The organism is Arthrobacter sp. 179 (assembly GCF_052379645.1).
Lineage (GTDB): Bacteria > Actinomycetota > Actinomycetes > Actinomycetales > Micrococcaceae > Arthrobacter_H.
The window spans coordinates 1-11,965 of sequence record NZ_JBQSYU010000012.1; the positions used below are offsets into that span (position 1 = coordinate 1).

The window sequence follows — 11,965 nt, forward strand, 5'->3', positions numbered from 1 at the left end:
AGGTGGCTTCCGCGGTGGGAATGATCGTCGTGAAGGTGGCTTCCGCGGTGGCAGTGACCGACGTGAGGGTGGTTACCGTGGCGGTAGCGATCGCTCTGAGGGCGGCCCACGTGGTGGGAATGATCGTCGTGAAGGTGGCCCACGTGGTGGGAATGATCGTCGTGAAGGTGGCTTCCGCGGTGGGAATGATCGTCGTGAAGGTGGCCCACGTGGTGGCAGTGACCGTAGCGAGGGTGGCTTCCGCGGTGGCAGCGACCGTCGCGATGGCGGTTACCGTGGCAAGCCTCAGCGCTCCGAGGGAGGCTCCCACAACAGGCATCAGTCAGCTCCACCTCGTGAACTGAAGCGCGGTGACGACACCAGGCGCAATTTCCCCGGTCTGGAAGAAGGGGAACGCCCCGCGCACAACCCTGCAGACCTGCGGGTCTCCAACAGGGCCGACCGCCCGCGCTCTCCCGAGATCGATTCCGATGTCACGGGGAAGGAACTGGACCGCATCACGCGCGCCGAGTTGCGCTACCTCGACGAAAAGAACTTTGATTGGGTGGCCAAGCACCTGGTGATGGCCGGGCGTCTGATAGATTTCGAACCGGAAATCGCCTATGAGCACGCCATGGCCGCCAGCCGGCGCGGTGGGCGTGTTGCTGTCGTGCGCGAAGCCGTTGGCCTCACTGCCTACACCGCAGGGAACTACGCCGAAGCTCTTCGCGAATTCCGCACCTTCCGGAGGATCAGCGGCTCCAACATCCATCTTCCTGTCATGGCCGACTGCGAGCGTGGACTCGGTAAGCCGGAGAAGGCGCTGGAGACGGCCCACAGTGAAGAAGCGACGACATTGGACACTCCTGGACGTGTGGAAATGGCCATCGTGGCTGCCGGGGCCCAGTCCGACCTCGGCAACAGAGACGCTGCCGTGAGTGAGCTGCAGATTCCACAACTCGACATCAACCGGGCGTTCTCCTTCAGCCCCCGCCTGTTCGAGGCCTATGCGATGGCACTCGAAGCGGTGGGGAAGCAGGGCGAAGCCGAACTCTGGCGTCGACAGATTTCCCTGGCTGAACGTGCCCTTGGAGTCGGCGAATTCCAGGATCCGGACATCATGGATCTTGGTGACGACGAGGACTCCATCGAGGATGACAAGCCCCGTGCACGGGACTTCATCAACCACGCAGGCACGAGCCCGGAAGCGGCAGGAGACACCTCCGACAAGGCCGCCGAGGCATCCTCGAGCGTCGGCTCCGACTCCACCGAGTCGGATACTGCCTCGAGCGCTCCCGAGCCGGAACAGTAGGAGCCGAGCGCGTCATGTTGATTTCCTGCTTCGACGCCGTTCTTTCGGATCTGGACGGAGTCGTCTATACCGGGCCCAACGCCATCGAAGGTGCCCCCGAGGCATTGGGACGTTTGGCCGGTATGGGCGTCGAGCTTGCCTACATCACCAATAATGCCTCGCGGTCCCCTGAAGTGGTTGCGCGGCATATCCGCCAACTCGGGGCTCCCGCCGAGGCAGGTACGGTCTTCGGTTCGGCCGATGCCGGCGCAGACCTCCTGGCCGAGCGCATTCCTCCCCAGAGCAAGGTCCTCGTGGTGGGTAGCGCCTACCTGCGTGATTGTGTGGTGTCCCGCGGCATGACACTGGCGGAGTCTGCCGAGGAATCCCCGGCAGCAGTCATCCAGGGGTTCGACCCGGATGTGAACTGGTGCGATCTGGCCGAAGCAGCCCATGCGCTGAACGCGGGGGCGATGTGGGTGGCCACGAATACCGATATGACCATTCCACGGGCCCGCGGGCTTGCCCCGGGCAACGGAGCCCTGGTGCGGGCGGTATCCTCGGCGACTTCGGCGGAACCGCTCATCGCCGGCAAGCCAGAACCCCTGCTTTTCCAGGTTGCCGCGGAGCAACTCGAGGCCTCCAAACCACTGGTGGTCGGCGACCGTCTAGATACCGACATCCTCGGTGGCAACCGTGCCGGGTTCGCCACGGCCGTGGTCCTCACCGGGGTGGACGATCCTGCTGCCGTGCTGGGGGCCCCGGCAGATCAGCGGCCCAGGTTCCTGCTGGGAACCCTCGCGGAGCTGTACCTGGACTATCCGATCGTGCAGGCCACCGGGAAACAGATCGTGTGCGGGCACTCCCGTGCCGGGGTGGAGAACGGGAAGATCACCGTGGAGGGTTCGCGGGAGGACCTCAATAGCTGGCGGGCAGCGTGCTGTGCCTGGTGGTACGCGAATCCGCATGCAACGGAGCGGACGACGCCGGAAATCAGCTTCAACTCATAAGGGCGCCGGACGGCGTCGTCATCGCCGCCCTGCAGACCAGGAGGACCCCCATGGACACCCCAGAAGACGGACCGGACACCGACACGACCGGTGATGCCGTTGTTGATGCACAACTCGAATCGCTGAAGGCGGTGGACGGGCTGCCCGCAGAAGACCACGAGGCGGTCTATTCGAAGCTGCACGAAGCTCTGCAGCGCACGCTCGATGAGGACCCTTCCGAAGCATGAGCAGACTCGACCAGGAGCTCGTCGCCCGTGGCCTGGCCCGTTCACGGACCCATGCCGCCCAGCTGATTGCCGATTCCCGGGTGAGTGTCGATGGCCAAAAGGTCACCCGGGCGGCGAAGGCCGTGGCGGAAGCCCAGGACCTGGCCGTCAGCGAGGCCGAGGGAGAGGAATACGTCAGCCGGGCCGGACATAAGCTCGCCGGCGCGCTGGGGGTCTTCACCGACGTGCTGGTCCGGGGCCGTCGGTGTCTGGACGCGGGAGCATCGACCGGTGGATTCACGGAGGTCCTCCTGCGCAACGGCGCCGGGCAGGTGGTCTCCGTCGACGTCGGACACGACCAACTCGTGCGCCAGATCCGCGATGACCCGCGGGTCGATGTGCACGAGGGGATGAACATCCGCGGGGTGACCCGCGAGATGATCGGTGGTCCCGTCGACCTCGTCGTCGCGGATCTGTCCTTCATTTCACTGCGTCTGGTCGTAGGCCCCCTGGCCGGGGTGACCCGCCCGGGTGGGGACCTGGTCCTGATGGTCAAACCCCAATTCGAAGTGGGACGGGACAACCTCGGGCGCACCGGTGTGGTGACCAGCGCGGAATTGCGCCGCCGGTCCGTCGAAGGGGTCGTCCAGGCGGCTCGGGAGGCGGGACTGTCCCTGGCCGGCCTGGCCCGCAGTCCCTTGCCCGGACAAGACGGAAACGTGGAGTTCTTCCTGCGGCTGAGCCGCGTAGCCACCGAAGACCTTCCACAACCGGACGCGGAGACCCCCGCATTGCCAGAAGTTGACTACTCTTGAAGGGAACCCGTTTCGGCCGGACGATTCCGTGTCAGGAACCGGTCAGAAGCACGCCTTCGTCTACCGTGAAGTAGGTTCACAAAAGGGAAGGAACGCATGAGACGAATACTCGTCCTGGCGCATACCGGGAGGGAAGACGCCCTGAGAGCGGCGTTGGATACCTGTCTTCGGTTGCGTGACTCCGGGCTCATCCCCGTGATGCGGCGCGACGAACTCCGAAACCTGCGCAACGCCCCCGATGGCAAGAGCCTCGAAGTGCAGATCCTCGACGAAGACGTCTCCTTGAGCGATATCGATCTCGGCATGGTCCTCGGCGGCGATGGCACCGTGCTGCGTGCGGCGGAAATGGTGCGCGAATCGGCGGTCCCGCTGTTGGGCGTCAATCTGGGCCATGTCGGATTCCTGGCCGAGAGCGAGCGGGCTGATCTACGCCATACCGTTGACTGGGTCGTGAACCGGCACTACGTGGTCGAGGAACGCATGGCCATCGATGTGCAGGTCTGGCTCGGAAACCGGAGGATTGCCCATACTTGGGCCTTGAACGAGGCCGCCGTGGAAAAGGCCAACCGGGAACGGATGATCGAGGTCGTCATGGAGGTCGACGGCCGCCCCATCAGCACCTTCGGGTGCGATGGGATGGTCATGGCCACGCCGACCGGCTCGACCGCTTATGCCTTCTCCGCCGGGGGACCGGTAGTCTGGCCCGGTGTCGAGGCCTTGATCCTGGTGCCGATTTCCGCCCATGCACTGTTCGCCAAACCACTGGTGGTCGCCCCGACGTCGACCATGGCGATCGAGATGTTGACGCGTACCGATGCCAGCGGAGTGCTGTGGTGTGACGGCCGTCGCACCCTGGATCTGCCGCCCGGATCCCGCGTCGAAGTGACCCGCTCCACGAAACCCGTGCGACTGGCCCGCGTGAACCGCACGCCGTTCAGCGAGCGGCTGGTCCGCAAATTTGAACTGCCCACCAGCGGTTGGCGTGGCCCGGTGGATGATGCACACCGTGATACCGCCACGTCCTCGCTACCGGTGGTGACCTCGCCCCTGCAAGTCATCGAGCCCCGCCACTACCAGCCGCGTCCCGATACGGAGCAGCATCCATGATCGAGGAGATCCGCATTTCGGACCTCGGCGTCATCACCAGGGCCACACTGGAACTGGATCCGGGCTTCACCGTCGTGACCGGCGAGACCGGTGCAGGCAAGACCATGGTCGTCACTGCCCTGGGGCTCCTCCTGGGCGACCGGGCCGACGCCGGTGCCGTCCGCCACGGAGCCAAGCAGGCAGTGGCCGAGGCAATATTGCGTCTGCCCTCCGATAGCCCGGCTTTGGCGCGGGCCGAAGACAGCGGTGCCCTGGTTGAAGAACACGCGGGGGATGCCGAGCTGATCCTGGCGCGCATCCTCAGCGCCGAGGGCCGGAGCAAGGCCGCCGTCGGTGGCACGGCCGCTCCGGTCGGGTTGCTCTCGGAGCTGGGTTCCCACCTGGTGGCTGTTCATGGGCAAAGCGACCAGCTGCGTCTGCGCAGTGCGGTGGCCCAACGTGAATCCCTCGACAAATTCGGCGGTCCCGAGCTGGCCGCTGCGCGCTCGGCCTACCAGGAGACCTTCGATGGCTGGAAGGCCGTGTCCGTGGAGCTGGAGGAGATCACCTCCGCATCCCGTGAGCGGGCCCGCGAAGCGGAATCCCTGCAGCTGGCCTTGGAGGAAATCGATGCCGTTGAACCACTGCCCGGCGAAGATGAGGACCTCAAGGCCGAGGCCCAGAAGCTGGGGAACGTGGAAGGACTCCGTTCTGCTGCCGTCACCGCCCACGCGGCACTCAGTGGAGATGAATTCAGCGAGGACCCCAACGCCGTCGGCCTGGTCGAGGTGGCCCGGCGTTCCCTCGAGCTCGTCGCCGATGACGACCCCGAGCTGCAGGCGCTCGGGAACCGGGTCAACGAGATCGGCATCCTGGTCGCCGATGTGTCCATGGAACTGGGTAGCTACCTGGGCACCTTGGACGGGGACGGACCCGGCCGGCTGGCCGAGGTCGAGGAACGCCGTTCGGCCCTGAACCAGCTGATCCGGAAATACGCTCCCACCATCGACGAAGTCATCAGTTGGTCCGAGACGGCCCGGAGGCGGCATATGGACCTGCAGGATGACACCGGACGGGTTGAGTCGCTCCAGGCCCAGCTGGACGGCTTGCAAGGGCGGCTGACGGAACAGGCTGCGGCACTCAGTGCCCTTCGCCGTGACGCCGCACAGCGGCTCTCCGAACGCGTCAGCTCCGAGCTGATGGCGCTGGCGATGCCCGATGCCCGTTTCGTCGTGGAAGTCACTGACGCCGAGGAACCGGTCAGGCATGGGGCCGATCAGATCTCGATGCTGTTGCAACCCCATGCCGGCAGCGCTCCCCGCCCCCTGGGCAAAGGGGCCTCGGGCGGCGAACTATCGCGGGTCATGTTGGCGATCGAGGTCGTGCTGGCCGAAACCGACCCGGTTCCGACGTTCGTCTTCGACGAGGTCGACTCCGGCGTGGGCGGCAAGGCGGCCGTTGAGATCGGAAAACGGCTGGCCATGCTGGCCCGTCATGTCCAGGTGATCGTGGTGACCCACCTGCCCCAGGTCGCCGCCTACGCCCAGCGCCATATCCGCGTGATCAAGAACTCCGATGCCCAAGCACAGGAAGGCGCGGGCTTCACGGCCAGCGACGTCGTCCGGCTCGAGGAAGGCGATCGCGTCCGTGAATTGGCTCGCATGCTGGCCGGGGCCGAAGACTCCGACACGGCCCAGGCACATGCGGAGGAATTGCTTGAAAGCGCTCGTCAGGCCGTATCGAGCTTCGTGACATAGCTTTTCCGGACGCGGATACCAGCGTCCGGGAGATAGATTGACGACAACCCGTCCAGCAAATAGATGATAGGCTCGAACCCCGTGGTGCAGCGAACAATTTCCAAGTCCCGGTCCGAAACTACCAAGCAGATCTTTGTCACCGGTGGTGTGGCGTCGTCCCTCGGAAAGGGGCTGACGGCTTCCAGCCTCGGTCACCTGCTGCGGGCACGTGGCCTCACGGTGACCATGCAGAAACTGGATCCATATCTGAACGTGGATCCCGGCACGATGAACCCCTTCCAACACGGCGAAGTCTTCGTCACCGATGATGGGTCCGAGACGGATCTCGACATCGGCCACTACGAACGCTTCCTGGACGAGAACCTCGACGGTTCGGCCAACGTGACCACGGGACAGGTCTACTCCCGGGTCATCGAAAAGGAACGTCGCGGTGACTACTTGGGTGATACCGTCCAGGTCATCCCGCATATCACCGACGAGATCAAGCGTCGCATGCGGCTGCCGTCCGAGGCGGAGGACGCCCCCGACGTGATCATCACCGAAATCGGTGGCACCGTCGGAGACATCGAATCGCAGCCCTTCCTCGAATCCGCCCGTCAGGTCCGCCAGGACGTCGGCCGGAATAATGTGTTCTTCGTTCACGTGTCGTTGGTGCCTTATATCGGCCCATCCCACGAGCTGAAGACCAAGCCGACCCAGCACTCGGTGGCGGCATTGCGCTCGATCGGCATCCAGCCCGACGCCCTGGTGATCCGTTCGGACCGCGAAATCCCGACTGAGATGCGGGAGAAGCTCGGCCGCACCTGTGACGTCGATCCGGAGGCAGTCATCAACTGCGCCGATGCCCCGAGCATCTACGACATCCCCGTGACGATCCACGACCAGGGACTGGACGCCTACATCGTGCAGTCCCTGGGCCTGAAGTTCAAGGATGTCGACTGGACCCAATGGACCCGCCTGCTGCATGCGGTCCATCACCCGGACCATGAGCTCGAAGTGGCATTGGTCGGCAAGTACATCGAGCTACCCGACGCCTACCTTTCCGTCACCGAGGCGCTGCGCGCCGGCGGATTCGCCAACGGCGCCCGGGTCAAGATCCGCTGGGTCCCTTCCGACGACTGCGCCACCGAGGCAGGAGCCAAGAAGTCCCTGCACGGGGTGGACGCCATCTGTGTTCCCGGAGGCTTCGGCATCCGTGGGCTTGACGGCAAACTCGGGGCCTTGAAATTCGCCCGCGAAACCGGCATGCCGACCCTGGGCCTGTGCCTGGGCCTGCAGTCGATGGTCATCGAATACGCCCGCAACGTCGCCGGCCTGGCCGAGGCGTCCTCGACCGAGTTCGAGCCCGATTCGGTGCACCCGGTCATCGCCACGATGGCCGAACAGCAGCACATCGTCGACGGCGAGGGCGATTTGGGAGGCACGATGCGTCTGGGGCTCTACGACGCGACCCTGGGCGAAGGCACGGTCGTGGCCGCGACCTACGGAGCCACGCAGGTCTCCGAACGCCACCGCCACCGCTATGAGGTCAACAACAACTACCGCAAGCAGTTGGAGGAAGCCGGACTGGTCTTCTCGGGGACTTCCCCGGACGGCGACCTGGTTGAATTCGTGGAACTGCCGGCCGAGAAGCACCCGTACTACGTCTCCACCCAGGCGCACCCGGAACTGAGCTCGCGTCCGACCAGGCCGCACCCGCTGTTCGCCGGGCTGATCAAGGCGGGGCTGGACCACCAGAAAGCCGGTCGATAGACCATGGCGACCCCCGAGCGACAGGACGCGGGACCGGTAGACGAAATCAGTCGGCGCCGCGTGCTCCACTCCGAGTCCGTGTATTCGGGGCGGATCTGGAACGTGCTGCAGGACACCTTCGAACTGTCCGAAGGTGGCCAACCGCTGGTGCGTGACTACGTCGCCCACCCGGGAGCCGTGGCGATCCTGGTTCTGGATGACCAGGACCGGGTCCTGTTGGTGCGTCAATATCGCCACCCGGTGGGCATGCAGCTATGGGAGATCCCCGCGGGACTGCTGGACATGGAGGGGGAGCTGCCCCAGCATGCGGCGGCCCGTGAACTGGCCGAGGAAGCAGACCTGACGGCCGGACGGTGGGAGGTCCTGGTGGATATGTTCAATTCACCGGGTTCCTCCAGCGAGGCATTGCGCGTCTACCTGGCCCGTGACCCGCAGTTGATTCCTGCCGGCCAGCGTTTCGAACGCACCGAGGAAGAAGCGGAAATGCAGTGGGAATGGGTTCCGCTCGCCGAGGCCGTCCAAGCGGTATTGGCCGGAAACATCCACAACCTTTCGGCGGTTGCCGGGGTCATGGCCGCGGCCACCGCCAGGGCCCAGGACTTCACCGGCCTGCGCCCTGCCGACGAACCATGGACGGCCCACCCTCGTCTGCGGGCTTCCGGGGGATAGGGATCGGGTGAGCACATGTCCATGGCCGTGACACCGGAACCGGCAGCCACCGGTGACGGCGGGGGGATTCCCGGACCGCTGGCTCGAGAGCTGGCCTCCTACCTCCAGCACGTCGCCGTCGAACGGGGGATGGCGGCCAATACCGTGGCCGCCTACCGCCGGGACCTGCAGCGCTACGCCACGTTTCTCGCCGGCCGGGACATCGAGTCCGCGGCGGGAATCACCCGCCATCATTTGACCGAGTTCACCCAATCCCTGCGTGACGGATCGGATGGAGGGGCCCCTCTCAGCGCCCGTTCGGCGGCTCGTTGTGTCGTCGCGGTGAGGGGTCTGCACCGGTTCTGGGCCCTGGAGGGGACCACCACCGACAACCCGGCTGCGGATCTGCACCCCCCGGCCGCCGGGCAGCGCCTGCCCAAGGCCATCAGTGTTGCCGAGGTGACCTCGATCCTCGAGGCGGTTCCCACCGACTCCGAAGCAGGTCTCCGCGACCGGGCACTTCTGGAGTTCTTGTATTCCACCGGTGCGCGCATCAGCGAGGCCGTGGGCCTGGACGTCGATGACCTGCATCTGGAACGCCCCGCCGATGGTCCTGCGGTCGTTCGTCTGTTCGGCAAAGGCTCCAAGGAACGCGTGGTCCCGCTGGGATCCTATGCCGCCGCGGCGCTGGAGGCCTATCTGATCCGGGGACGCCCCGGCATGGCCGCCAAGGGCCAGGGAACACCCGGGCTGTTCCTGAACCTCCGGGGCGGTCGGTTGAGCAGGCAGTCTGCCTGGTCGGTGCTCAAGGTCGCCGCCGAACGCTCAGGCATCGGGAAGGACGTCTCCCCGCACACGCTGAGGCATTCCTTCGCCACCCATCTGCTTGAAGGCGGAGCCGATGTGCGGGTCGTCCAGGAACTGCTCGGCCATGCCTCGGTGACGACCACACAGGTCTACACCATGCTCAATGCCCAGACCCTCCGCGAGGTGTACGCCGCCACGCACCCCCGGGCAAACCACTAGGAACGGATCTTCGACATCATGGCACCCACACCGGCAACCCCACCCGTGCAGGTCGTCCTGTGCCTGCCCATCCTGAATGGGCTCACCGGACGCCAAGTGCTCCTGGGGCTGAAGCAACGGGGCTTCGGCGCCGGCCACGTGGTGGCCCCCGGAGGGAAGATCGAGCCGGGGGAGAGCCCGGCCCAGGCGGCGGCACGGGAACTGCACGAGGAAACCTCGGTGCTCACCGATCCGGCCACGCTGGAACCTGCCGCCCGGGTCTATTTCCGTTTCCCGGCCAACCCCGCGGCGGATATGGACTGCCAGGTCTTCCTGACCACGGAATTCTCCGGCATGGCCGCCGCCTCGGACGAACTCCTCCCGGGCTGGTATCCGGTCGGGCACCTGCCGTTGGACCGGATGTGGGAGGATTCCCCGCTGTGGCTGGACCGGCTGTTCCGTGGTGAACGCTTCGATGCCCTGGTCCGGTTGGGTGATGACAACGAATCGGTGGCGCACTTTGCCACGATTGCCTGGCCGGAGGGCACAATGCCTGATGCCCCTGCCACGGAATCCGATTTCCCCACCCCGGCATAACGCGTCTCGGGACCAAGCCTTCGCGGGCGGGCCCGGCAGGACGGCAGCCAGGGGCGGCGTTCATAATCTAGTGGATAAGTAGCCTAGGAGACCTGACTCCTCATTTTCGAGGCCCTGCGATGTCCCGAACGACCAATCATCGTCGTCGATGGCCGAACGCCCGCGGTTCGGGCAGGATGTCTGCAAGGGGGTGTCGGTCCAATGCCCGGACTCCAGCTGCCACCGGGGGACCGCCCCGAGGCGGAAGGACGGTTTTCAACGGAAGGACACCGATGCCGGTCGGGGCTCATCAGGCAGGGGGCACACGCCGCGCCGTGCCGAAGAGGACGGTCTTCCTGACGGGGGCTAGCGGATCGATGGGTTCCGCCGCACTGGCCGAACTGGTCCGACGCCGGGACAAGTTCGACCTCGTGATACTGGTCCAGCATTCGCTCCGGGCCCGGCGTGCCTTGCGGCGCTACATGGCCATGCCCGGACTCCGGATCATCTGGGGCGACCTGCGTGACTACGCCGCGGTGCTCGAAGGGGTCGACGGAGCCGATTACGTCCTCCATGCGGCCGCCCTCATTTCCCCGGCCGCGGATCGTGATCCGGTGGCCACCGATCAGATCAACGTCGGGTCGATCATCAACATCCTCCGGGCGATCCGGGCACAACCCGATCCCGATGCCGTGCACCTGGTGTCGATCGGCTCCGTGGCGATGACGGGCAGCAGGCTGCCGCCGATCCATTGGGGACGTGTGGGGGATCCGATCGCCCCGGCGGTGGGGGACCACTACGCCGTCAGCAAGATCGAGGCGGAACGGCTCGTCGTGGAATCCGGCTTGGCCCACTGGGTCTCACTGCGCCAGACCTTCATCTGCATCCCGCGATTGTTGAGCCTCCTGCACCCGATCCTGTTCCACCAGCCGTTGGACACCGTCTTCGAGCTCGTGACGGCACGTGACTCGGGCCGGCTGTTGGCCAACGCCTGCGAGGAGGGGGTCGGAGGCGACTTCTGGCGCCACGTCTACAACATCGGTGGTGGCGAGGACTGCCGCGTGGGGTACCTGGAATACCTGGACCGGGTGTTCAGCAGGTTGGGCCTGCCCCCGAGCCGGAAACTCTTCCGCCGTTCGTGGTTCGCGTTGAAGAACTTCCATTGCCAGTGGTTCCTTGACTCGGACGTCCTCGAAAAGCACCTGGAATTCCGCCGCGACGGCTTCGAGGAATATCTTGACCAGGTCGCTTCACAGGCCTCCTGGTACCTGAAGGCAGGGGTCGCGCGGCTCGTGCCGGGCTGGCTGCTGAGGGAGCTGCTGATGAAACGGATCGCCAGGAGGCCCGAAGGACCTCTGCACTGGATCCAGGGAAACGACCACGAGCGCATCGCGGCCTTCTTCGGGACGCGCACAAACTGGGAATCCATTCCCGGATGGGCGGAGGAGATCGGCGAACCCGGCCCGCCACGATCGCTCAGCCACGGCTTCGACGACCAGCTCCCCGACGCCGAACTCGGGGTCGTCCAGGCGCAATCGGCCGCGGCGTTCCGTGGAGGCGAGTATCTGGGGTCGTCCCTGGAACCCGGTGAGCTGCATACCCCGGCCTTCTGGCGGTGCGCCTTCGGCCACGAATTTTCGGCAACCCCCTACCTGGTCCTCCGCGCGGGGCATTGGTGCCCGGAATGCCAGGCACCTCCGTGGGACTTCGACCGGATCGCCGCCGTGAACCCCTTTTTCGCGCAGGTCTGGCCGACCGCCGAGCACCGGGGCCCCGACACGGAGAACGGCGGTGCCGAACCCCCGTTGGGGGCCGACACCGCCGTCGCCGGAGAGTAGAT

Annotated in this window: 12 protein-coding genes; all 12 read left to right on the forward strand. The window is 65.7% G+C overall.

Translation table 11 applies throughout. The features are described from left to right. A partial coding sequence (locus tag ACT3UE_RS08875; protein WP_444566582.1) for a hypothetical protein occupies positions 1-344 on the forward strand: 344 nt, incomplete at its 5' end. Between the two features lie 200 nt (positions 345-544). Then, positions 545-1,291, forward strand: a complete 747-nt coding sequence (locus ACT3UE_RS08880) for a hypothetical protein (protein ID WP_444555146.1) — start codon at positions 545-547, stop codon at positions 1,289-1,291. A gap of 14 nt (positions 1,292-1,305) precedes the next feature. Further along, on the forward strand, positions 1,306-2,280 hold the full coding sequence (locus ACT3UE_RS08885) for an HAD-IIA family hydrolase (RefSeq protein ID WP_444555145.1): 975 nt from the start codon (positions 1,306-1,308) through the stop codon (positions 2,278-2,280). 50 nt (positions 2,281-2,330) lie between these two features. Continuing rightward, the gene (locus ACT3UE_RS08890) at positions 2,331-2,507 is read left to right on the forward strand and encodes a hypothetical protein (protein ID WP_444555144.1); all 177 of its coding nucleotides are present in this window, start codon (positions 2,331-2,333) and stop codon (positions 2,505-2,507) included. After that, complete coding sequence (locus ACT3UE_RS08895; protein WP_444566583.1) at positions 2,504-3,301, forward strand: TlyA family RNA methyltransferase; 798 nt, start codon at positions 2,504-2,506, stop codon at positions 3,299-3,301. The genes ACT3UE_RS08890 and ACT3UE_RS08895 overlap by 4 nt, the downstream gene beginning before the upstream one ends. Before the next feature lie 96 nt (positions 3,302-3,397). After that, positions 3,398-4,408, forward strand: a complete 1,011-nt coding sequence (locus ACT3UE_RS08900; RefSeq protein WP_444555142.1) for an NAD kinase — start codon at positions 3,398-3,400, stop codon at positions 4,406-4,408. Then, a complete protein-coding gene (gene recN, locus ACT3UE_RS08905; RefSeq protein ID WP_444566584.1) occupies positions 4,405-6,144 on the forward strand; it encodes a DNA repair protein RecN in 1,740 nt (579 codons plus the stop codon). The genes ACT3UE_RS08900 and recN overlap by 4 nt, the downstream gene beginning before the upstream one ends. Positions 6,145-6,207: 63 nt before the next feature. Then, entirely contained in the window at positions 6,208-7,896 is a 1,689-nt protein-coding gene (locus tag ACT3UE_RS08910; protein WP_444555140.1) for a CTP synthase, read from the forward strand. Positions 7,897-7,899: 3 nt separating this feature from the next. Beyond that, positions 7,900-8,565, forward strand: a complete 666-nt coding sequence (locus tag ACT3UE_RS08915; protein WP_444555139.1) for an NUDIX domain-containing protein — start codon at positions 7,900-7,902, stop codon at positions 8,563-8,565. A 21-nt stretch (positions 8,566-8,586) separates the two neighbouring features. Further along, entirely contained in the window at positions 8,587-9,570 is a 984-nt protein-coding gene (gene xerD, locus ACT3UE_RS08920) for a site-specific tyrosine recombinase XerD (RefSeq protein WP_444561752.1), read from the forward strand. Between the two features lie 18 nt (positions 9,571-9,588). After that, positions 9,589-10,146 carry an NUDIX domain-containing protein gene (locus ACT3UE_RS08925; protein WP_444555138.1) on the forward strand — a complete coding sequence of 186 codons (558 nt, stop codon included), beginning with the start codon at positions 9,589-9,591 and terminating at the stop codon, positions 10,144-10,146. 272 nt (positions 10,147-10,418) lie between these two features. Next, positions 10,419-11,963, forward strand: coding sequence for an NAD-dependent epimerase/dehydratase family protein (locus tag ACT3UE_RS08930; protein ID WP_444561753.1), 1,545 nt, complete (start codon positions 10,419-10,421; stop codon positions 11,961-11,963). Positions 11,964-11,965: the final 2 nt, after the last annotated feature.